Consider the following 21,433-nt stretch of genomic DNA (forward strand, 5'->3'; position numbering starts at 1 on the left):
CCAGTGCCCTCGCCACGGTTTCGTCCTCAGTTGGTATCCAGGTCCACGTTGCGGGTTTCCCGCAGGCAGATCATGCCCACCACCAGGCTGACCCCGGTGATCACCACCGGGTACCACAGCCCATAGAAAATATCCCCGGTGTAGACCACCAGGGCGAACGACACGGTGGGCAGGAAACCGCCGAACCAACCGTTGCCGATGTGATAGGGCAGGGACATGGAGGTGTAGCGAATGCGGGTCGGGAACAGTTCGACCATCAACGCCGCCAGCGGTCCGTAGCACATCGCCGAGATGATGATCAGTGCCACGATCAAGGCCACGATCATTGGCCGGTTGATCTGCTGGGCGTCGGCCTGTTGCGGATAGCCTGCCAGGGTCACGGCGCCGCGCAGGGCGGCTTCGTCGTAACCTTCGAGTTTCACGTCACCGACGCTGACCTGCACGGAACTGCCAGCCGGAGCCGCCACGCTGCTGTAAGGCAGGCCTTGCTTGACCAGGAAGGTCTTGACCTTGTCGCAAGGGCTGTCGAAACGCGCCTTGCCCACCGGGTCGAACTGGAAGGTACAGGTGGCCGGGTCGGCGATCACGGTGATCGGTGCCTGGCGGCTCGCCTGGTCGATGGCCGGGTTGGCGTAGTGGGCCAGGGTCTTGAAGATCGGGAAGTACAGCGCGGTGGCCAGCAGCAGGCCGATCATCAGCACCGGTTTGCGCCCGACCTTGTCCGACAGCCAGCCGAAAAAGATGAAAAACGGTGCGCCGATCACCACGCTGACAATCAGCAGGCTGTTGGCCAGGGCCGGGTCCATCTTCAGGAACTGGGTGAGGAAAAACAGCACGTAGAACTGCGCGGCATAGAAGGTCACCGCTTGCCCGGCGTTGATGCTGAACAGGGCGATCAGCACCACCTTCAGGTTCTCCCATTTGCCGAAGGATTCGCGGATCGGCGCCTTGCAGCACTTGCCTTCTTCTTTCATTTTCAGGAAGGCCGGCGACTCATGCAGGCTCAGGCGAATCCAGGTGGAGATGCCCAGCAGCAGGATCGACAGCAGGAACGGAATGCGCCAGCCCCAGACTTCGAACTGATCGCCGGTGAAGTAGCGACAGCCCAGCACCACCAGCAGTGACAGCAACAGCCCGAGGGTGGCGGTGGACTGAATCCAGCTGGTATGGAAACCACGCTTGCCCATTGGCGCATGCTCGGCAACGTAGGTTGCTGCGCCGCCGTACTCACCGCCCAGGGCCAGGCCCTGGAGCATGCGCAACACCACCAGGATGATCGGTGCGGCGATGCCGATGCTGGCGTAGTTGGGCAGCAGGCCGACGCAGAACGTCGCCAGGCCCATCAATACTATGGTCGCCAGGAACGTGTATTTGCGCCCGATCATGTCCCCCAACCGACCGAACACCAGGGCCCCGAACGGCCGCACGATGAAACCGGCGGCGAACGCCATCAGGGCGAAAATGAACGCGGTGGTGTCGTTGACCCCGGCAAAGAACTGCTTGCTGATCACCGCCGCCAGGGCGCCATAGAGAAAAAAGTCGTACCACTCGAACACCGTCCCCAAGGACGAGGCGAAGATGACTTTCTGGGTTTCCTGGCTGGTGCCGACGCTGCGCGTGGCTTCCAGGGACTGAACATGCTCGGACATAGCGGTATCCCTCACAGTGATTGTTTTTGTTGTTCCACTGCGACGCCGGGGTGGCGCCTCCTGATTTGATACGTTTCCCTTTGCTTACACATTTCCCCTGTGGGAGCGGGCTTGCTCGCGAAAGCGGTGTGTCAGCTAACGATGATGTCGACTGGCACACCGCTTTCGCGAGCAGGCTCGCTCCCACAGGGGGACTCTGTTGTTTTCTATACCGTGGCGGGCTCCTTTTGCAGCGTGGTAATTCGGGTGTCTGCCTCAAGCATCATCTGCGCCGCCTTCTCGGCAATCATCAACGTCGGCGAGCAGGTGTTGCCCGAGGTGATGCGCGGCATGATCGAGGCGTCGGCGATGCGCAGGCCCTTGATGCCATGGACACGCAGTTGCGCATCCACCACCGCGTCTTGATCCTGGCCCATGCGGCACGTGCCGACCGGGTGGAAAATCGTCGTGCCAATCCGGGCGGCGGCCTGGTGCAGTTCCTCTTCGGTTTGCAGGCTGGGGCCCGGCAGGTATTCCACCGGTTTGAACGCGCTCAGGGCCGGGGCCGCGACGATGCGTCGGGTCAGGCGGATGGCGTCGGCGGCGATCCGCAAGTCTTCGGGGTGGCTCAGGTAGTTGGGTTGGATCAGCGGCGCTTCGTGCGGGTCGGCCGAACGAATGTCCACCCGGCCACGGCTTTGCGGGCGCAGGTCGCAGACCGATGCGGTGAACGCCGGGAAGCTGTGCAGCGGTTCGCCGAAGCGTTCCAGGGACAACGGTTGTACGTGGTATTCGAGGTTGGCCGAGGCCTGCTCCGGGCCCGAGCGGGCGAATGCGCCGAGTTGGCTGGGGGCCATGGACAGCGGGCCGCTGCGGTCGTACAGGTAGCGCAGGCCCATGCCCATCTTGCCCCACAGGGTGCCGGCGATCTGGTTCAGGGTGCGGGCGTTTTCCAACTGGTAGATCAGCCGCAGTTGCAGGTGGTCTTGCAGGTTGCCGCCGACCCCGGGCAGTTCATGGGTCACGCCGATGCCCAGGCGTTGCAGCAGGCTGCGCGGGCCGATCCCGGAGCGTTGCAGGATCCCCGGCGAACCCACTGCCCCGGCGCACAGGACAATTTCCTTGCGGGCCTTGAAGGTCATGCCCTTGCCTTGCCAGCGTGCGCTGATGGCGTGGGCGCGGTCGTCACGCAGCAACACGCGGTCGACCTCGACGTCGGTCAGCACCGTGAGGTTGGCGCGGTGGCGAACCGGCTTGAGAAACGCCTTGGCCGCGTTCCAGCGCACCCCGGCTTTCTGGTTGACCTGGAAGTAACCGCAGCCTTCGTTGTCGCCGCTGTTGAAGTCGTCGACGTTGGGGATGCCGCTCTGTTCGGCGGCACTGCGAAAGGCATCGAGAATCGGCCATGACAGGCGCTGGCGTTCGACCCGCCATTCGCCGCCGGCGCCGTGGAATTCGGACGCGCCGGCAAAGTGGTTTTCACTCTGGCGGAACAGCGGCAGCACGTCGTTCCAGGCCCAGCCAGCATTGCCCTCGGCGGCCCAGCCGTCGTAGTCCGTCGCCTGGCCGCGCATGTAGATCATGCCGTTGATGGAGGAGCAGCCCCCCAGGACCTTGCCGCGGGGGTAGCTCAGGGCGCGGCCTTGCAGGCCTGGTTGTGCTTCGGTCTTGAAGCACCAGTCGGTGCGTGGGTTGCCGATGCAGAACAGGTAGCCGACCGGGATGTGAATCCACGGATAGTTGTCGCGCCCGCCGGCTTCGAGCAGCAGCACCCGGTGTTGCGGATTGGCCGACAGCCGATTGGCCAGCAGGCATCCGGCAGGGCCGGCGCCCACGATCACGTAATCGTATTCATCGACGACAGGTTGCATTCGCGACCTCATTCTTGTTTTTGTGGGATCCATCCTAGTTGTTAGTTTTCGTCAAAAGAATGTTAGTTTTTGCGCAGCGGCTGTGCGTTTATAAACAGTCATGCCTTCAGGCGCGTTCAAGGATCGCCTCATGTTCGACTGGAATGACCTGCGTTATTTCCTCGAGCTGCAACGCAGCGGGCGTCTGCTGACGGCTGCACGACGCCTGAACACCACCCACGCCACGGTGGCCCGGCACATCGAGGCCATCGAGAAAAGCCTCGGCACCGCGCTGTTTGTCCAGCATGCCCAGGGTTATGAACTGACCCCGGCCGGCGAGACGCTGCTCAAGCACGCCGAAGCCATGGAGAACGTGGCGTTGCTGGCCCAGGAGGACATCACCCAGTCCAGTGCGCCCCTGGGCAAGATCCGCCTGGGAGTGACCGAAGGGCTGGGCATCATGTTCCTCGCCAGCCGCATGGACGGGCTGTTCCAGCGCTATCCGGGGCTGGAGGTGGAACTGGTGGCGGTGCCGCGCTTTGTCAGCATCCTCAACCGTGAGGCGGAAATCAGCATCCACCTCGAACGCCCGGCGGCCGACCTGCTGGTCACCCGCAAACTCACCGACTACAGCCTGGCGCTGTACGCCAGCCAGGCCTACCTGGACCGCTCGCCGGCGCTGCGCAGCCGCGAGGACCTGGCCCGCCATGCCTGGATCGGTTATGTCGACGACCTGCTGTTCAGCCAGGAACTGATGTTCCTCAACAGCTTTTGCCGCAACCCCAGGGTGGTGTTCCACAGCACCAGCGTCATCGCCCAGCAACAGGCCGCGCGCTCAGGCCTGGGGATCGCTGTGCTGCCGTGCTACATGGCCAGCGGCGACCCGACATTGGTGCGGTTGCTTCCGGACGAGACCATCCGCCGCAGCTACTGGATCAGCACCCGCCGCGAACTGCATAAATCCGTACGCTTGCGGGTGTTGTGGGATTACGTGGTGCAGTTGTGCGAACGGGAGCAGGGGCTGTTACTCCCCTGAGCACGCAATGCCCCTGTGGCCAGCCGCTCTGTGGGAGCAAGGCTTGCCCGCGAAGCAGGCGACTCGGTACCAGATAAACCGTGTGTTCTTTATCGCGGGCAAGCCTTGCTCCCACAGAACCCCTATGAATGCGTTCCTCCTGTGAATGCTGTTGGCCAAGAAAACGATGAGCCTGTGGTGAGGGGGGTTATCCCCGCTGTGAACTGACTGGTGGCGCTTGTCAGAAAAACCCCGGAAGAGTACAAATGTACTCCATGACGACTCTCACTCCCCGCCGTACCGCCATCCTGACTTTCATCCGCGAACGCATCGCCGATCAGGGCCAGCCTCCCAGCCTCGCTGAAATCAGCGAGGCGTTCGGTTTTGCCTCCCGCAGTGTGGCGCGCAAGCATGTGCTGGCGCTGACCGAAGCCGGTTTCATCGAGGTCAATCCGCACCAGGCCCGGGGCATTCGCTTGCTGAACCAGCCACCACGACCCGAGCTGCTGGACGTGCCGGTGCTGGGGCGAGTGGCCGCCGGGTTGCCGATCGGCGCCGATGCCGAGGTCCACAGTCGCCTGATGCTGGACCCGGCGATTTTTACCAAGACGCCGGATTACCTGCTGCGGGTCCAGGGCGATTCGATGATCGAGGACGGCATTCTCGACGGTGACCTGGTGGGCGTGCAGCGCACACCCCAGGCCTCCAACGGCCAGATTGTCGTGGCGCGTTTGGATGGCGAAGTCACCATCAAGCGCTTCGAGCGCATTGGCGAGCGGGTGCGCTTGTTGCCGCGCAACCCGGCCTACCAACCGATCATCGTCGAGGCCGACCAGGACCTGGCGATAGAAGGGGTGTTCTGTGGCTTGGTGAGGCAAGGCTGATGGGCGCTGTCGTTGCGCTGGACACGCTGTTCAACGGCGGCCAGGTCTGGAAGGGCCGGCCTGCGCCGCCAGCCGCCAGCCCGCAACCCACCGGTCATGCGGCATTGGACGCGGCGTTGCCCAGTGGTGGCTGGCCGGAGTCGGCGTTGACGGAACTGCTCATCGCCGCGCCGGGCGTCGGCGAGTTGCAACTGGTGTGGCCGACCCTGGCGCGGCTGGCGGCGGCGGGGGAGCGGATCGTGCTGGTGGCGCCACCGTTCGTGCCCTATCCCCAGGCCTGGCAGAACGCTGGCGTCGACCTGCGTCAGTTGTCGGTGATCCGCGCCGATGAGCGCGATGCCCTGTGGGCCACCGAACAATGCTTGCGTTCTGGCAGTTGTGGCGCGGTCCTGTGCTGGCCCCGCCAGGCGGACGACCGGGCCTTGCGTCGCTTGCAAGTGGCGGCGGAAACCGGCCAGACCCTGGCGTTCGCCTGGCGCTCGATCCAGGAGGCCATCAACCCGTCGCCGGCGGCGCTGCGCATCGCCATCGATACCCGGCCGGCGCAATTGCGCGTGCTCAAGTGCCGCGGCGGGTTGGCTCGTTCGGCGCCGATTGCCTTTGCCACGCTCGCCCCACAAACCGGGCATTGAGGTTGCGATGCGCTGGGTCTGTATTCTCTTCCCGCAATTGGCGCTGGACGCCGCGCTGCGTCAGCGCCCCGATCCCGAGCAGCCCCTGGCATTGCTGACCGGTCCGGCCCAGCGTCGGGTGCTGCAAGCGGTGAATGCGCCGGCACGAGCCCTGGGCTTGCGCCCCGGCCAGACCATGACCGCCGCCCAGGCCTTGAGCAAAGGCTTTGCCACCGCCGAATACGACGCGGCGCAAATCGAATATTGGCAACAGTTCCTGGCAGCCTGGGCCTACCGTTTCAGCTCCCAGGTCAGCGTGCATTACCCGCGTACGCTGCTGTTCGAGATCGAGTCGAGCCTGGGCCTGTTTGGCCCCTGGCCGGTGTTCGAGGCGCGCTTGCGGGCCGAGCTGACCGAGCTGGGCTTTCGCCATCGCATCGTCGCCGCTCCCAATCCGGTGGCGGCGCGGGTGTTGGCCAATGCCTACGACGCCCTGGTGGTGCCCGACGCCGAGACTTTGCAGCAATGCCTGGGAGACATGCCCGTGGAGCGGATCGGCCTGGAACCCGAGGTCGCCACGGCGCTGTCGCGCATGGGCCTGCGCCGCCTGAGCCAGGTCCAGGCCTTGCCCCGGCAGACCCTGGCACGGCGCTTCGAGGCCCAGGTGCTCAAGCACCTCGACGCGCTGACGGGCAGTCGCACCCTGGCGCTGTCGTTCTACCTGCCGCCAGACCGTTTCGATGTGCGCATCGAACTTAACTACGACGTTCAGTCCCATCAGGCGCTGCTGTTTCCGTTGCGCCGGCTGACCGGTGACTTGTCGGCCTTCCTGTGCGGACGCGACAGCGGCGTGCAGCGTTTCGACCTGCACCTGGAGCACGCCGGGTTGCCGGATACCGTGATCAAGGTCGGCCTGCTCAGCGCCGAACGGGACCCAGCGATGCTCTTCGAACTGGCCCGCGGTCGCTTGGAACAGGTGCAGGTCGCGGCCCCGGTGCGGGGTTTTCGTTTGTGTGCCGAGGACCTGCCGAGTTTCGTGCCCCAGCGCCTGGAGCTGTTCGACGAGCGCCCGCAACAGTCCTTGCCTTGGGAGCAACTGCGCGAACGGCTGCGGGCGCGGCTGGGGGATGACGCGGTGCAGGGCCTGGGGTTTCGCGATGACCATCGACCTGAATGCGCCTGGCAAATGACGCCCCAACCCCGGCCCCAGGCCGGCCCGGTGCGCGCTGGCGTGCAGCGTCCCGGCTGGTTGCTGAATGAGGCCCAGGTACTGCAGGACAGCCAGGCGCGAGTCCTCATGGGCCCGGAGCGCATCGAGACCGGCTGGTGGGACGGTGCCGACGTACGCCGCGACTACTACCTGATCGAAACCCGCAGCGGACAACGTGGCTGGGCCTATCGAACGGTGGGCGAGGGCGGGCCGCTGTGGCTGCAGGGCTGGTTCGCATGAGCGTTGAGTATGCCGAGCTGCATTGCCTGTCGAACTTCAGTTTCCAACGTGGCGCCTCCAGTGCCCTGGAGTTGTGTCGTCGGGCCAGGCAAGAGGGCTACCAGGCCCTGGCGATCACCGACGAATGCACCTTGGCCGGAATCGTCCGGGCCTGGCAGGCGGCCAAGGAACTGGAGTTGCAACTGATCGTCGGCAGCGAAATCCAGGTCGAGAACGGCCCGAAACTGGTGTTGCTGGTGGAAGACCTGGAAGGCTATCAAGCCTTGTGCCGGCTGATCACCCGCGCCCGGCGTCGCAGCGAGAAGGGCCACTATCGCATCGTGCGAGAGGACTTCGACCAGCCCTTGTCGGGGCTGCTGGCGTTGTGGATAGCCGAGGGCAACGACGCTGAGGAACATGGCCGTTGGCTCCAGTCGATCTTTGCCGGGCGCCTGTGGCTGGCGGTCCAGTTGCATTGTGGGCAGGACGACCGCCGCCGGTTGGCAGACTCGTTGGCGCTGGCCGAGCGCTTGAATCTTCCCGCCGTGGCCAGTGGCGATGTGCACATGCACGTGCGTGGTCGTCGTGCCTTGCAGGACACCATGACCGCCATCCGCCACCACGTCACGGTGGCCGAGGCTGGCCAGCGCCTGCACCCCAACGGCGAGCGCCACTTGCGCAGCCGCAAGGATCTGGCCGATCTCTACCCGCGGGCCTTGCTCGACGAAACCCTGAACATCGCCCGGCGCTGTACCTTCGATCTTGGCCAACTGCGTTACCAATACCCCCGCGAGCTGGTGCCCGAGGGGCATGATCCGGCGTCCTGGCTGCGGGAACTGACCGAGCGTGGCATGTGCGAGCGGTGGAAGGCTGGCGTGACAGACAAAGTGCGGGCACAGATCGACAAGGAACTGAGCCTGATCGCCGAGCTGGGTTATGACAGCTATTTCCTCACCGTACAGGACATCGTCAGCTTCGCCCGCAGCCGCCATATCCTTTGCCAGGGGCGCGGTTCGGCGGCCAACTCGGCGGTGTGCTACGCCTTGGGCATCACCGAAATCGACCCCAGCCTTACCAGCCTGCTGTTCGAACGCTTCCTGTCCCGGGAGCGCAACGAGCCGCCGGACATCGACGTCGACTTTGAACATGAGCGTCGCGAGGAAGTGCTGCAGTACGTGTTCCAGCGCTATGGCCGTCATCGTGCGGCATTGACGGCGGTGGTCAGCAGTTACCACGGCGCCGGGGCGGTGCGCGATGTGGCCAAGGCCCTGGGCCTGCCGCCGGACCAGATCAACGCCCTGGCCGATTGCTGTGGCCGCTGGAGCGACGAGGCGTCGCCAGTGGAGCGCTTGCGTGAAGGCGGCTTCGACCCGGACAGCCCGGTGTTGCGCCGGGTCCTGAGCCTGACCCGGCAATTGATCGGTTTTCCCCGGCATTTGTCCCAGCACCCTGGCGGCTTCGTGATTTCCGAGCAGCCCCTGGACACCCTGGTGCCGGTGGAAAACGCCGCCATGGCCGAACGCACCATCATTCAGTGGGACAAGGACGACCTGGACGCGGTCGGGTTACTCAAGGTGGACATCCTGGCCCTGGGCATGCTCAGTGCGATTCGTCGCTGTTTCGATTTGATCGAGCACTACCGGGGCCAGCGCTACGCCCTGGCGTCGCTGCCCAAGGATGATCGGGCGACCTACGAAATGATCAGCCGCGCCGACACCATCGGTGTGTTCCAGATCGAGTCCCGGGCGCAGATGTCGATGTTGCCTCGGCTGAGACCCAAGACGTTCTACGATTTGGTCATCGAAGTGGCGATCGTGCGGCCCGGGCCAATCCAGGGTGGGATGGTGCATCCGTACCTGCGCCGCAGAAACAAAGAAGAGGCGGTGACTTATCCCTCTGAAGCGTTGAAGGAAGTGCTCAACCGCACCCTGGGTGTTCCCTTGTTCCAGGAACAGGTCATGCAGATCGCCATCGTCGCGGCCGATTACACCCCGGGTGAAGCAGACCAATTGCGTCGCTCCATGGCGGCCTGGAAACGTCACGGTGGGTTGGAACCCCATCGGGAACGCCTGGCGCAGGGGATGAAGAAAAACGGCTACACCGCTGAGTTTGCCGCGCAAATCTTCGAACAGATCAAAGGCTTCGGCAATTACGGTTTCCCGGAATCCCACGCCGCCAGTTTCGCCTTGCTGACCTACGCCAGCAGTTGGCTCAAATGCCACGAACCGGCGGCGTTCGCCTGTGCCCTGATCAACAGTTGGCCCATGGGGTTCTACAGCCCGGACCAGATCCTCCAGGATGCCCGCCGGCATCAACTGTCGATCCGTCCGGTGGACGTGCGCGCCAGCGATTGGGATTGCAGCCTCGAGCCCATGGACGGTCGGCAACCGGCGATCCGCATGGGGCTGCGCATGGTCAAGGGCTTTCGCGAAGAGGATGCCCGCCGTATCGAAGCGGCCCGCCGGCATCGGCCCTTCAGCGACGTGGCTGACTTGGGCGAGCGCGCGCAACTCGATGCCCGGGCCCAGGCGCAACTGGCCGATGCCGGTGCCTTGCAGGGCTTGGCCGGTGATCGCCATCGTGCCCGCTGGGAGGTGGCCGGGGTGCAGAAGCAACTGGGCTTGTTCGCTGGTTTGCCCTGCCAGGAGGAACCGCCTGTGGCCCTGCCAAAACCCACGCTGGGGGAAAACCTGTTTGCCGATTACACCACGCTCGGCACGACACTGGGCCCTCATCCGCTGGCCCTGCTGCGTCCCGAACTGCGCGCCCGGCGCTGCCGCAGTTCACGGGAGTTGCAGGATGTGGAGCATGGCCGCAACGTCAGCGTCGCCGGGCTGGTCACCGGCCGCCAACGCCCGGGCACGGCCAGTGGCGTGACCTTTGTGACCCTGGAAGATGAATTCGGCAACCTCAACGTGGTGGTCTGGCGCGACCTGGCCGAGCGCCAGCGCAAGACCCTGGTGGGCTCGCAATTGCTCAAGGTCGACGGGCGCTGGGAAAGCGTCGGCGAGGTCCGCCACCTGATCGCCGGGCGCCTGAGCGACCTGACCGAGTTGTTGGCGGGGATCCAGGTGCAGAGCCGTGATTTCCGCTGAATCCGCACGTTGTTTTAGGCTGGAGACACGATTTCTGCGGCAACGGAATTACGTGGCGAGGGGATTTATCCCCGCTGGGTTGCGAAGCAACCCCATGATTCATCAGCCACTGTGATGTGTCAGACAGGACGCAGGGGGTTGCTGCGCAACCCAGCGGGGATAAATCCCCTCGCCACAGATATTTACTTTTGCCACAGGAATCATGTCCTCGATCCAAACAGCACCCTCACATGAAACCAAACGCCAACCCAGCGCTCGAAGCTCTGATCGCAAGGGATTTGTGTATGCCGACTCCCAGCAGGCATTTTGAGGTTCAGAATCGACCATGCAGTTTCTATCCCAGAATCACGGGTGCCCTGGATGGGGCGGTGAAATGGCCGGGCGTATCCGGGCGTTCGATTGGAGCCGGACCGAGTTGGGCGCCATCGAGCACTGGTCCGCCAGCCTGCGCAGTGCCGTTCAGTTGTTGCTGGCTTCGCCCCTGCCGATGGTGATGTTGTGGGGCCGCCAGGGCTTCATGATCTACAACGATGCCTATGCCGAGTTCGCCGGTGGCCGCCATCCTTACCTGCTGGGGTGCGCGGTGGAGTTGGGCTGGCCGGAGGTCGCCGAATTCAATCGGCATGTGCTGGACGTCTGCCTGGCCGGCGGCACCTTGTCCTACCGCAGCAAAGAGTTGGTCCTGCTGCGCGATGGCAAGCCTGAAGATGTGTGGATGGACCTCTATTACAGCCCGGTGCCCGATGACGACCAGTCCCCGGCGGGCGTGCTGGCGATTGTGGTGGAAACCACCGAGCTCGTGTTGACCGAGCGTGCCCGGCAAGAGGCCGAACGCAGTTACCGAGCCGTCAATGAACGCATCCAGCTGGCCCTCTCGGCCGGACCATTGCTGGGATCGTTCGTCTGGGACATCCAAGCCGACACGCTGTCGGGCGATGAGCGTTTCGCCCGTACCTTCAACTACCCGCCAGACTGTTCGCTGGACGCACTGCCCATCGAAATCGCCCGCCAGCGCATCCACGCGGATGACCTTGAAGAGGTCAACCAGCGGATCGAACTGACCGTGCGTACGGGCATCCCCTACAGCGCTGAATATCGGGTGCGCCGCATAGGCGGTGATGACCTGTGGGTGCTGGCCAGCGGTCGCTGCGAATTCGATGCCACGGGCAAGCCCCTGCGTTTTCCAGGTGTGCTGATTGACATCAATGAACGCAAGACAGCCGAAGCTTCGCTGCTCAAATTCACCCGCGACCTGGAACAGCGGGTCGCCGACGAGGTGCAGGCGCGGCTGGCGGCAGAAGAGCAGTTGCGTCAGTCGCAAAAGCTCGAGGCCATTGGCGGTCTCACGGGTGGCGTGGCCCATGACTTCAACAACCTGCTGCAAGTGATTGCCGGCAACCTGCACTTGCTGGCCCGCCACGAGCGGGACAACGTCAACGTGCAACGGCGGGTCAGTGCCTCCATCGAAGCCGTGGAGCGAGGGGCCAAGTTGTCATCGCAACTGCTGGCTTTTGCCCGGCGCCAGCCATTGTCACCGGCGGTCTACAACCCACGACGTATCTACGAGGGTATGGGTGAGCTGTTGCAACGGGCCTTGGGTGAAACCATCCAGATTGAAGTGAGCCTGCCCCAGGAGCCCTGGTGCATCCACGTCGATCGCAATCAATTGGAAAACGCCCTGTTGAACCTGGCGATCAATGCCCGCGATGCCATGGGCGGCGAGGGCATCATCCGCCTGATCGGGGAGAACATCGGGCTCGATGAAGCGTTCTGTGCCGGCAAGGGGATCTCGGCCGGCGACTATGTCCGGCTGTCGGTGATCGACTGCGGTGCCGGCATGCCGCCCGAGATCCTGAAGCAGGTGTTCGAACCGTTTTTCACCACCAAGACCGATGGCCAGGGCACTGGGCTTGGATTGAGCATGGTGTTCGGGTTCGTCAAGCAGAGTGGCGGCCATATCGAGATCTCCAGCGACCTGGGCGAGGGCACGCGGGTACGGATGTATTTTCCTCGAAGCCTTGCGCCCGAAGCGGGCGAAACCGAGCAACACGACGCGCTTCAGTCCGGCCGGCAAGAGACGATCCTGGTGGTGGAGGACAACGACGAGGTGCGCAGCGCGTCGGTGGAACTGCTGGAGCAGTCTGGCTATCGGACCCTCACGGCCGCCAACGGCGATGAGGCGATGAGGCTGCTGCTGGAAGGCATCTCGGTGGACCTGATCTTCACCGACGTCGTCATGCCCGGCCTGATCAAGAGTTCCGACCTCGCCGCCTGGGCCAAGGTGCAGAACCCACCGGTCCCGGTGCTGTTCACCTCGGGGCACACCCGGGACATCATCTCCCGCAACCATCAGTTGAGCCCCGATACCCATTTGTTGAGCAAACCCTACGGCCCGGACGCGCTGACCCGGATGGTGAGGAGTGTGCTGGGCGGCTGATCGCGGCACTGCAAACAAATGGAACCGATGCCGTCGCGTCACTTTCGAATGTTCGAGACCGGTCATCCATCCGGCCCTGCCATGAACGAGGTGCCTATGAACGACGATCCCGCAACCACCCAACCACTGCGCCCTGCCGGAACGGACCAGGCCCAGAGCGCCGCCACGGAGGTCGATCAGAAGAATCGTCATAGGGACAATGACAACACCTTCAGCCCCGGCTTCAAGCCTGAACCGGATCGGCCGAAATCTGGCGAGGATACTGACGCTGATATCGACACCGATGGTGGCTAGCCCATGACGGCTGTGCGACACCGATTCATTGTGGGAGCGAGCTTGCTCGCGATGACTGTGGCAAATTCGATATCCCTGTGACTGGACCACCGCTATCGCGAGCAAGCTCGCTCCCACAGGGAGGGCTTCGAAAAAACGGCGCTTCCCTTCCAACGGAGGCGCCGGGCTTTTTTCGTGCCTCGCTCTACTTGCTTGGATGCGCAGCCTGAAGTTTCTTGGCGGCTTCCAGGTGATGTTGCAGTTCCGGCAGCATCTTCTGGGCGAACGCCTTGAGTTCGGTATTGCCAGCCTTCTTGTCGTCGGTAACGGTTTCGGCTTCTTTCTTGAACAGGGCGATGGTTTCTTCGTGGGCCTTGACCTGGTTGTTGGCGTAGGCCGCATCAAAAGACTCATCGCGCACGTCGAGAATCTTCGCCTTGGCTTTTTTCATCAACGTGGTGTCGTCGGGTACTTCGATGTCATGTTTTTGCGCCAGGGCTTTCAGCTCTTCGTTGGCCTTGGTGTGGTCGGTGATCATCTTGTTGGCGAATTCCTTGATGTCCGCCGATTGGCTTTTTTCCAAGGCCAGTTTGCTGGTCTCGATTTCTGCAATGCCACCGGCCGCCGCGTTGTCGACAAAGTCGTTGGAAGTCGCGGCCCATGCCATGCCCATGCTGGTACTCAGGGCAACTGCCAGGCCGAGTTGACGCAGGGTGAATCTGTCCATAGGTAAGTCTCCACACACGTTGAACGAGCGATTCTTGTCGTCTCTGCTCAATGGAGGGCGAGGCACCGGCAAAGGTTTGATCGCCAAGCGATCCGGTACGACGAACGGTCACCGCTGGTCGGATTGGCGGTCGACAGAACCCTGTCGAGGAGGCCATCCTGATAATCGACGGGCGCCGCAAGGGCGTCTGCCACCGACCCATCGAAGGAGGTGTTCCATGCCGGTGTCCCACGATTTGTGCCAGGATCTCAAATGCACAAAAGACCACATCCAGCAAAAACGCAGCGAGAATCCAAGGCTCGACTCGTTACTTCAAAAATACTCCCAACTTGATGCCGAGGTGGTCGAAGCCGAGAAACCGTCCTCCGGCGCGTTGTCCGACGATGCTTTGGAGACGCTCAAGAAGAAGCGATTACTGGTCAAGGACGAGATCGTGGCCCACATGCAGAGGTAGTGCGAAGGGCTTTTGTGGCGAGGGAGCCCCCGCCGCATCTTCGACGCTGCGCTGTCGCGCAGCAAACAATTATTCGGCCTAAGATAGGAGGTGCGCGCAGGACAGAGGCCGTAGTTATCACTGGCGTGTTCGCACCCGAGAGGGAGAGTGGTCCGCACGGTATCGGCGTGGAGTCGTTGTTGGCACAGCATGCTGTGACCACGTATAGGAGAGTGAACCCTTTCGTCACCGTGTAACCTGCGCCTTGGAATCTATTTAGACGATCAGATACCTGAGTTTTTGGGTAGGAGCTTGCTCACGAAGTCAGTCTGACAGCTGGCCAGGATTATGGCCGAGTACATATCCATCGCTGCGGTAACGGCCACTTAGGGTTCCGCCCTGACGGCGGCTCACTTTTGAGAAGCGCAAAAGTAAGCAAAACGCTTTTGCCCCACCACTTGGTGCCTCGCTTAGGCTCGGCATGCCCTCACTCCGGCATTGCTCCGTGGGCCGCCGCGAAGGGCCATCCATGGCCCAGCGCGGCTATCCCGGCATCCATGCCGGGATACCCACTGCGCAATGCCTGCGTTCGGCCAGCGTGGTTAACGGGGCGCCCGAGATCAACGTCCACGCCGAGGCGGCCTAGTAGCCGACCTGGCTCGTCCGGTCGTACTCCGGTCCAATTGTGGGAGCGAGCTTGCTCGCGAAGGCGGTCTGATAGTTGGCCATAGATTCTGGGCAACCACATTTTCCGTGGAAATTGAACCTGTTCGCTATCGTGCAGCCTTGACCTGGAATTTGTTTTAGAAAATCAAGTGCTTGCGTTTTGTTTGATAGGAGCTTGCTCCCGCTGGGCCGTAGGAGCTGTGTAGGAGCTGTCGAGTGCAACGAGGCTGCGATCTTTTCCCTGCCACTTGAATCTCAAGCGAAAGATCAAAAGATCGCAGGCTTCGCCAGCTCCTACAACGCGGGAGCAAGCTCTGGCCACGACGGCCCCTCATGCCTTGCCTCCCAACCTGTCAGGTCAATGGATCCCAGCGCTGCGACCAGTCGCTGCCGGTCTTGACGATCTCTCGCAACACCTCGAACGCCTGCTGCAACGCCGCTGAATCCCGATCGCGGGAGTAGACCAGGTAGGTGGGGTAGTTGAATTCCGGTGCCTTGGGCACCCGTTCCAGGATGCCGCTGTCCAGGTAGCTCTGCACGACCCGGGTGCGGAAGTAGCCGCTGCCGCCGTTTTCCAGGATGTACTGCAGGGCCAGGGGGCCGAGGTTGAAGGTCACGGCGGCCTTGGCCTTGTCTGGTAGCGCGGTGTCGTGTTGGCGCCGGAAGTCAGCACTCCAGTCGATGTACACGTAGGGCTCGGGACGGGCGGCCAGGCGTACCAGGATGAGCTTTTCTTCCAGCAGCTGTTCTACCTGCAGCCGCGGCCAGTATTCGGGTTGATACACCACCGCCGCGTCCAGCAGACCCAGCTCCAGCTGTTGCAGCAGTTTCTCGCCGTCGCGGATGTCCATGCGCAGGGCATGGCCGGGAATCTTCTGGCGCAGTCCGCCGGCCCAGGCGAGCATCAACGGATTGCACAGGCTGACCTCGCCCCCCAGGTGCAAGACGTTGCGATAGCCCTCGGGCAGTGGCAGGTCCCGACGGGCTGCTTCCCAGGTCTGCACGAGCTGGTTGGCGTAGACCACAAACGCCTCGCCGTCGCTGGTCAAGCGCGCGCCGGCACGGTTGCGTACGAACAGCGCGCAGCCAAGCTGGCTTTCGAGCTTCTGGACCCGGGCGGTGATCGCCGTCTGGGTCACGTGCAGCTTTTCGGCCGCAGCAGCGAGGCTGCCGTGGCGGACGATTTCCAGGAAGGTGCGAGCGAGGTCGATGTCCATGTTCAGGCCGATACGGGGAAGCGGGCATTGTAAGAGCTGACGCGCCTCCCCGATACCTGCGAACCGCAGATCCCTTGTGGGAGCGAGCCTGCTCGCGATAGCGGCGGGGCAGCCAGCGAAGATACCTGAGGCAAAAACACGAATCCCGCCACGGGGGCGGGATTCGTTTGCAATCAAAGGCCCGCGAAGAACGCGAGCGCAGTCTCAGCCTGGGAACAGCTCGGACAGTTTCATGGCCAGCATCATGTCGCCTTCGGTGCGCAGCTTGCCGCCCATGAACGCTTGCATGCCGTCGGTGCTGCCGTCGACGATGCCCTGCAGGGTTTCGCCGTCCATCACCAGGGTCACCTGGGCGTCCGGGTTCTCACCTTCCTGCAGTTCGCAGGTGCTGTCCTTGACGATCAGCGAGAAATTCTTGGTATCGTCGATGCGGAAACCGAATACCAGGTCCAGGCCGGCAGCGGCGGCTGGGTTGAACTTGGCTTTCATGGCTTGTACGGCGTCGGCTACGGAGGTCATGGTTTCGATCCTTATTTGGGTGGTACAGCAAGGGTCTACAGTAATCCGGACTCAGCGAAAGGTGATGAGGTCCGGGGCCTTCAGCAGTTGCAGGTGGGCATGGCTGTTGAAGGAAGCCAGGGCCACCTCGCGACCCCTGAATTTCAGGTGGTTGAGCGAGGTGTTGACGATTTGCCAGTTCAGTTCGAAGGCCTGTCGGGCCGGTATCTGGGTGATCAGGTGGAGCAGGGCGGTGATGGTGCCGCCGGAGGTGAATACGGCGATTTTATGGGTATTGTCGGCTTGCTCCAGGATGCGGTGCAGGCCCGCCTGGACCCGCTCGACGAAACCCAGCCAGGTTTCCAGGCCCGGCGGGTCATACTGGCCGCTGAGCCAGCGTTCGACGATCAGTGCGAAGATGCGCTGGAACTCGGCGCGGTTCTGCGCAGCGTTGCGCAGGATATGCAGCGCCTCGGGCTCCTGGGGGAGCATGTCCGGCAGCAGGGCGCGAATGACCGCGTCGGCATCGAACTCGTTGAACGCGGCGTCGATTTCCAGCCCGGGAACCGGTAACCCGGCGGCGGACATCTGGCCCAGCGCGCCGATGGCGGTATCCTGTTGGCGACGCAGGTCGCCCGAGAGGCAGCGATCGAATACGACACCGAGCTCCGCCAGGTGGCCGCCGAGCACTTGCGCCTGGCGCACGCCATTGGGTGAAAGGACATCGTAGTCGTCCGCACCAAAGGAGGCCTGGCCATGTCGAATCAGATAGATACTGCCCACGTCCGCGTCATCCCGGTACGTTGAAGGTTTGGCGAGGTTATGGGGATGGCGGTGAGCTGTCAATGAAAAAACATACGCTTGTTTGAAATGCCCGTTGCAGCCTTGTCCTGCCTCGCTCGCCTCAAGGTAACCACAGGTTTCATGACTGGCCGCGACGCAGTCGCATGGGTATGCTGGAGCCGTTACGCGCCTGCGTTCAGTGGCGCATCGCATTTAAGGAGTTGCTGTGGAGTTTTTCATCGAGTACGCCGGTTTCCTGGCCAAGACCGTGACGTTGGTGATCGCCATCCTGGTGGTGCTGGCCAGTTTTGCGGCGCTGCGCAGCAAGGGGCGGCGCAAGTCGACCGGCCAGTTGCAGGTGAGCAAACTCAACGATTTCTACAAGGGACTGCGTGAGCGCCTGGAGCAGACGCTGCTGGACAAGGATCAGCTCAAGGCGCTGCGCAAGGCCGAGGGCAAGGCTGAAAAGGCCGGGAAGAAAAACAAGGACAAGCCGGCGGCCAAGCCCCGGGTGTTCGTGCTGGATTTCGACGGTGACATCAAGGCCTCGGCCACCGAGAGCCTGCGTCATGAAATCACCGCGCTGCTGACCCTGGCGACGCCGAAGGATGAAGTGGTGCTGCGCCTGGAAAGTGGCGGCGGCATGGTCCACAGCTACGGCCTGGCCTCGTCGCAACTGGCGCGGATCCGTCAGGCCGGCGTGCCGTTGACGGTCTGCATCGACAAGGTCGCGGCCAGCGGCGGCTACATGATGGCTTGCATTGGCGAGAAGATTATCAGCGCTCCTTTTGCGATCCTGGGCTCCATCGGCGTCGTCGCGCAATTGCCCAACGTCAACCGTCTGCTGAAGAAGCATGACATCGATTTCGAAGTGTTGACGGCCGGGGAATACAAACGCACGTTGACGGTGTTCGGCGAAAATACCGAGAAGGGCCGGGAGAAATTCCAGGAAGACCTGGACATCACCCATGAGCTGTTCAAGAACTTCGTGTCCAACTACCGCCCGCAACTGGCCATCGATGAAGTGGCGACCGGTGAAGTCTGGCTGGGTGTCGCGGCGCAGGGCAAGGGCTTGGTGGACGAGCTGAAAACCAGCGATGAATACCTGGCCGAGCGGGCCAAGGGTGCCGAGCTGTACCACCTGCACTACGCCGAACGCAAAAGCCTGCAGGAACGCATCGGCATGGCGGCCAGCGGTTCGGTGGATCGCGTGCTGCTCAGTTGGTGGAGCCGCCTGACCCAGCAGCGGTTCTGGTAATTCGGGGGTAGGGGCTCTCAGCGTTGAGTCCCACCGCCAATTCCCTGTGGGAGCGGGCTTGCTCGCGAAGGCGGCGGCACATCCAACATCCTCTGTTCAGACACACCGCTTTCGCGAGCAAGCCCGCTCCCACAGTGATTCCGAGGTGGCTGGGCATCGATCACTCACCCTCAAAAAAGCCCTGAACCGGTATCCCCGGCTCAGGGCTTTTTCATGGGGCTGTTTCAGCGACGACGGAACAGCGGCAGCGGTTCGTCAGTGGCAGCCTGGTAGGTCACCGAGAAGTCCTTGAGGCTTTCGAGGGCTTCGTAGGGGTCTTTGTCGGCACGCAAGGCGAAGGCGTCGAAGCCGCAGCGGCGCATGTAGAACAGCTGGTCGCGCAGCACGTCGCCAATCGCCCGCAATTCACCCTTGAAACCATAGCGGTCACGCAGCAGGCGGGCGTTGGAGTAGCTGCGCCCGTCGGTGAAGGCCGGGAAGTTCAAGGCGATGACCTGCAACTGGTTGGCGTCCTCGCCGATTTCCTCGGCTTCCTCGTCGGCGTCCAGCCACACACCCAGGCCGCCGTCGCGGGCCTTGAGGGCGTGGGCATGATCGCGCCACAGGGCCAGGGGCACGATCAGGTCGTCACAGTTGGAGATGCCGTCGAAGGTCGCGTCCTTGGGCAGCAGGTGCCAGGTTTCGTCGATGACCTCGTTGTTCTTAATGATTCGCTGCATAGACGCGTTCCTTGAAGAGGTCGATGCCAATACGTTGGTAAGTGTCGATGAAGCGCTCGTCTTCGGTACGTTGTTCGATGTACACGTCGATCAGCTTCTCGATCACGTCAGGCATGTCGTCCTGGGCAAACGACGGGCCGAGGATCTTGCCCAGGCTGGCGTCGCGGCTACCGCTGCCGCCCAGGGAGACCTGGTAGAACTCTTCGCCTTTCTTGTCCACGCCCAGGATGCCGATGTGGCCGACGTGGTGGTGACCACAGGCGTTCATGCAACCGGAAATGTTCAGGTCCAGCTCGCCGATGTCGAACAGGTAGTCCAGGTCGTCGAAACGACGCTGGATCGATTCGGCGATAGGGATCGACTTGGCGTTGGCCAGCGAGCAGAAGTCGCCGCCCGGGCAGCAGATCATGTCGGTCAGCAGGCCGATGTTCGGGGTGGCGAAGCCTTGCTCGCGCAGCTCGCCCCACAGGGTGAACAACTGGCTCTGTTCAACGTCCGCCAGGATGATGTTCTGCTCGTGGGAGGTGCGCAGCTGGCCGAAGCTGTAGCGCTCGGCCAGGTCGGCCACGGCGTCCAGTTGCTTGTCGGTGATGTCGCCGGGCGCGACGCCGGTCGGCTTCAGGGACAGGGTCACCGCGACATAACCCGGCTTCTTGTGGGCCAGGGTATTGCGGGTGCGCCAGCGGGCGAAGCCCGGGTGTTCCTTGTCGAGGGCTGCCAGTTCGGCGTCCTGATTGCCCAGGGCTTTGTACTGCGGGTCGACGAAATGCTTGGCGACGCGATGCACTTCGGCTTCGGTCAGGGTGGTCTGGCCGCCACGCAGGTGAGCCATCTCGGCGTCGACCTTCTCGGCGAACACTTCAGGCGTCAGGGCCTTGACCAGGATCTTGATCCGCGCCTTGTATTTGTTGTCGCGACGGCCGTAGCGGTTGTATACCCGCAGGATGGCGTCGAGGTAGCTCAGCAGGTCCTGCCACGGCAGGAACTCGTTGATGAACGCGCCGACCACCGGCGTACGTCCCAGGCCACCGCCCACCAGCACACGGAAGCCCAGCTCGCCGGCCGCGTTGTAGACCGTCTCCAGGCCGATGTCGTGGACTTCGATGGCCGCACGGTCCGAGGTCGAGCCGTTGATGGCGATCTTGAACTTGCGTGGCAGGTAGGCGAATTCCGGGTGGAACGTCGTCCACTGGCGGACGATCTCGCACCATGGGCGCGGGTCGATCAGCTCGTCGGCTGCGACACCGGCGAACTGGTCGGTGGTGACGTTGCGCAGGCAGTTGCCGCTGGTCTGGATCGCGTGCATCTGCACGGTGGCCAGTTCGGCGAGAATCTCGGGCACATCTTCCAGGGCTGGCCAGTTGTACTGGACGTTCTGCCGGGTACTGATGTGGGCGTAGCCCTTGTCGTAGTCGCGGGCAATTTTCGCCAGCATGCGCACCTGGCGCGAGGTCAGTTGGCCATAAGGCACAGCCACGCGCAGCATCGGGGCGAAGCGCTGGATATACAAGCCATTCTGCAAGCGCAGAGGGCGGAATTCTTCTTCGCTCAGCTCGCCTGCCAGATAGCGTCGGGTCTGATCACGGAACTGCTTGACGCGGTCCTCGATGATCCGCTGATCGTACTCGTCATATACGTACATATAAGTCTCGGTCTCAGGCTTGGGCCGATCAGAAACAGCTGCATGTTGGCTCGCTGGAATCGGGTTCTGCCTCGGCAATTCTGCGCGCACGGCCGCGCACTCCTAGAGGAGCCGGTGCAAGATACCTGTTTTGAGTTATGCGCAAAAGTGATGTTTGAGTATATGTAAAGAACCAAATCGACTAATGAGATTGATTATTGCCTAACCCACATTTGTCGTGCGGGCAATCATCGTCTTAACTGTGGTCGAGTCCCTATGCAATCACCTA

Annotated in this window: 18 protein-coding genes; 10 read left to right on the plus strand and 8 right to left on the minus strand. The window is 62.8% G+C overall.

The features are described from left to right. Nucleotides 1–26: 26 nt before the first annotated feature. Both B0E42_RS09920 and B0E42_RS09925 read right to left on the minus strand, forming a co-directional pair. Complete coding sequence (locus B0E42_RS09920; protein WP_018611346.1) at nt 27–1,649, minus strand: MFS transporter; 1,623 nt, start codon at nt 1,647–1,649, stop codon at nt 27–29. Nucleotides 1,650–1,855: 206 nt separating this feature from the next. Beyond that, the gene (locus tag B0E42_RS09925; protein WP_077506296.1) at nt 1,856–3,499 is read right to left on the minus strand and encodes a GMC family oxidoreductase; all 1,644 of its coding nucleotides are present in this window, start codon (nt 3,497–3,499) and stop codon (nt 1,856–1,858) included. A 130-nt stretch (nt 3,500–3,629) separates the two neighbouring features. Here B0E42_RS09925 and B0E42_RS09930 point away from each other — a divergent pair, with 130 nt between their 5' ends. The 7 genes from B0E42_RS09930 (at nt 3,630) to B0E42_RS09960 (ending at nt 13,243) form a co-directional block, all read left to right on the plus strand. Further along, entirely contained in the window at nt 3,630–4,514 is an 885-nt protein-coding gene (locus B0E42_RS09930; protein WP_014338655.1) for a LysR family transcriptional regulator, read from the plus strand. Nucleotides 4,515–4,759: 245 nt separating this feature from the next. Further along, entirely contained in the window at nt 4,760–5,377 is a 618-nt protein-coding gene (lexA, locus tag B0E42_RS09935) for a transcriptional repressor LexA (protein ID WP_077506297.1), read from the plus strand. Next, complete coding sequence (imuA, locus tag B0E42_RS09940; protein WP_053178786.1) at nt 5,377–6,009, plus strand: translesion DNA synthesis-associated protein ImuA; 633 nt, start codon at nt 5,377–5,379, stop codon at nt 6,007–6,009. The genes lexA and imuA overlap by 1 nt, the downstream gene beginning before the upstream one ends. A 7-nt stretch (nt 6,010–6,016) precedes the next feature. Further along, a complete protein-coding gene (locus B0E42_RS09945; protein WP_018604799.1) occupies nt 6,017–7,438 on the plus strand; it encodes a DNA polymerase Y family protein in 1,422 nt (473 codons plus the stop codon). Next, nucleotides 7,414–10,512: an error-prone DNA polymerase gene (locus B0E42_RS09950; RefSeq protein ID WP_218191454.1), complete on the plus strand. Its 3,099-nt coding sequence runs from the start codon at nt 7,414–7,416 to the stop codon at nt 10,510–10,512. The genes B0E42_RS09945 and B0E42_RS09950 overlap by 25 nt, the downstream gene beginning before the upstream one ends. A 325-nt stretch (nt 10,513–10,837) precedes the next feature. Then, complete coding sequence (locus B0E42_RS09955; protein WP_074849640.1) at nt 10,838–12,949, plus strand: ATP-binding protein; 2,112 nt, start codon at nt 10,838–10,840, stop codon at nt 12,947–12,949. 96 nt (nt 12,950–13,045) lie between these two features. Further along, on the plus strand, nt 13,046–13,243 hold the full coding sequence (locus tag B0E42_RS09960) for a hypothetical protein (RefSeq protein WP_018604793.1): 198 nt from the start codon (nt 13,046–13,048) through the stop codon (nt 13,241–13,243). A 184-nt stretch (nt 13,244–13,427) separates the two neighbouring features. Here B0E42_RS09960 and B0E42_RS09965 read toward each other — a convergent pair whose 3' ends face one another. After that, nucleotides 13,428–13,949 (minus strand): DUF4142 domain-containing protein, encoded by a 522-nt coding sequence (locus tag B0E42_RS09965; protein WP_018604791.1) that lies wholly within the window; start codon nt 13,947–13,949, stop codon nt 13,428–13,430. A 217-nt stretch (nt 13,950–14,166) separates the two neighbouring features. On the opposite strand from B0E42_RS09965, the gene B0E42_RS09970 reads away from it, so the two are divergent. Next, complete coding sequence (locus B0E42_RS09970) at nt 14,167–14,403, plus strand: YdcH family protein (RefSeq protein ID WP_018604789.1); 237 nt, start codon at nt 14,167–14,169, stop codon at nt 14,401–14,403. A gap of 484 nt (nt 14,404–14,887) precedes the next feature. Continuing rightward, on the plus strand, nt 14,888–15,028 hold the full coding sequence (locus tag B0E42_RS31075) for a hypothetical protein (RefSeq protein ID WP_168188504.1): 141 nt from the start codon (nt 14,888–14,890) through the stop codon (nt 15,026–15,028). A gap of 373 nt (nt 15,029–15,401) precedes the next feature. Here the strand turns inward: B0E42_RS31075 and B0E42_RS09985 are convergent, their stop codons facing one another. From B0E42_RS09985 to B0E42_RS09995, 3 genes are all read right to left on the minus strand, one after another. Then, nucleotides 15,402–16,265: a LysR family transcriptional regulator gene (locus B0E42_RS09985; protein WP_018604787.1), complete on the minus strand. Its 864-nt coding sequence runs from the start codon at nt 16,263–16,265 to the stop codon at nt 15,402–15,404. Between the two features lie 204 nt (nt 16,266–16,469). Further along, nucleotides 16,470–16,784 (minus strand): SCP2 sterol-binding domain-containing protein, encoded by a 315-nt coding sequence (locus B0E42_RS09990; protein ID WP_053178793.1) that lies wholly within the window; start codon nt 16,782–16,784, stop codon nt 16,470–16,472. Nucleotides 16,785–16,835: 51 nt separating this feature from the next. Beyond that, complete coding sequence (locus tag B0E42_RS09995) at nt 16,836–17,546, minus strand: histidine phosphatase family protein (protein ID WP_077506301.1); 711 nt, start codon at nt 17,544–17,546, stop codon at nt 16,836–16,838. 226 nt (nt 17,547–17,772) lie between these two features. Between B0E42_RS09995 and sohB the strand changes: the two genes are divergently transcribed. After that, nucleotides 17,773–18,804, plus strand: a complete 1,032-nt coding sequence (sohB, locus tag B0E42_RS10000; RefSeq protein WP_003200184.1) for a protease SohB — start codon at nt 17,773–17,775, stop codon at nt 18,802–18,804. Nucleotides 18,805–19,028: 224 nt separating this feature from the next. On the opposite strand, the gene B0E42_RS10005 is transcribed toward sohB, so the two are convergent. After that, nucleotides 19,029–19,523 carry a DUF934 domain-containing protein gene (locus B0E42_RS10005; RefSeq protein ID WP_018604779.1) on the minus strand — a complete coding sequence of 165 codons (495 nt, stop codon included), beginning with the start codon at nt 19,521–19,523 and terminating at the stop codon, nt 19,029–19,031. Continuing rightward, nucleotides 19,507–21,165, minus strand: coding sequence for a nitrite/sulfite reductase (locus B0E42_RS10010; protein ID WP_053178797.1), 1,659 nt, complete (start codon nt 21,163–21,165; stop codon nt 19,507–19,509). The genes B0E42_RS10005 and B0E42_RS10010 overlap by 17 nt, the downstream gene beginning before the upstream one ends. Nucleotides 21,166–21,433: the final 268 nt, after the last annotated feature.

The sequence above is a fragment of the Pseudomonas sp. A25(2017) genome (genome assembly GCF_002001065.1).
GTDB lineage: Bacteria > Pseudomonadota > Gammaproteobacteria > Pseudomonadales > Pseudomonadaceae > Aquipseudomonas > Aquipseudomonas kilonensis.

Bases quoted from the DNA above. Each gene is read 5' to 3' on its own strand.
- B0E42_RS09920 (WP_018611346.1), bottom strand. From the start codon at position 1,649: ATGTCCGAGCATGTTCAGTCCCTGGAAGCCACGCGCAGCGTCGGCACC.
- B0E42_RS09925 (WP_077506296.1), bottom strand. From the start codon at position 3,499: ATGCAACCTGTCGTCGATGAATACGATTACGTGATCGTGGGCGCCGGC.
- B0E42_RS09930 (WP_014338655.1), top strand. From the start codon at position 3,630: ATGTTCGACTGGAATGACCTGCGTTATTTCCTCGAGCTGCAACGCAGC.
- lexA (WP_077506297.1), top strand. From the start codon at position 4,760: ATGTACTCCATGACGACTCTCACTCCCCGCCGTACCGCCATCCTGACT.
- imuA (WP_053178786.1), top strand. From the start codon at position 5,377: ATGGGCGCTGTCGTTGCGCTGGACACGCTGTTCAACGGCGGCCAGGTC.
- B0E42_RS09945 (WP_018604799.1), top strand. From the start codon at position 6,017: ATGCGCTGGGTCTGTATTCTCTTCCCGCAATTGGCGCTGGACGCCGCG.
- B0E42_RS09955 (WP_074849640.1), top strand. From the start codon at position 10,838: ATGCAGTTTCTATCCCAGAATCACGGGTGCCCTGGATGGGGCGGTGAA.
- B0E42_RS09960 (WP_018604793.1), top strand. From the start codon at position 13,046: ATGAACGACGATCCCGCAACCACCCAACCACTGCGCCCTGCCGGAACG.
- B0E42_RS09965 (WP_018604791.1), bottom strand. From the start codon at position 13,949: ATGGACAGATTCACCCTGCGTCAACTCGGCCTGGCAGTTGCCCTGAGT.
- B0E42_RS09970 (WP_018604789.1), top strand. From the start codon at position 14,167: ATGCCGGTGTCCCACGATTTGTGCCAGGATCTCAAATGCACAAAAGAC.
- B0E42_RS09985 (WP_018604787.1), bottom strand. From the start codon at position 16,265: ATGGACATCGACCTCGCTCGCACCTTCCTGGAAATCGTCCGCCACGGC.
- B0E42_RS09990 (WP_053178793.1), bottom strand. From the start codon at position 16,784: ATGACCTCCGTAGCCGACGCCGTACAAGCCATGAAAGCCAAGTTCAAC.
- B0E42_RS10005 (WP_018604779.1), bottom strand. From the start codon at position 19,523: ATGCAGCGAATCATTAAGAACAACGAGGTCATCGACGAAACCTGGCAC.
- B0E42_RS10010 (WP_053178797.1), bottom strand. From the start codon at position 21,165: ATGTACGTATATGACGAGTACGATCAGCGGATCATCGAGGACCGCGTC.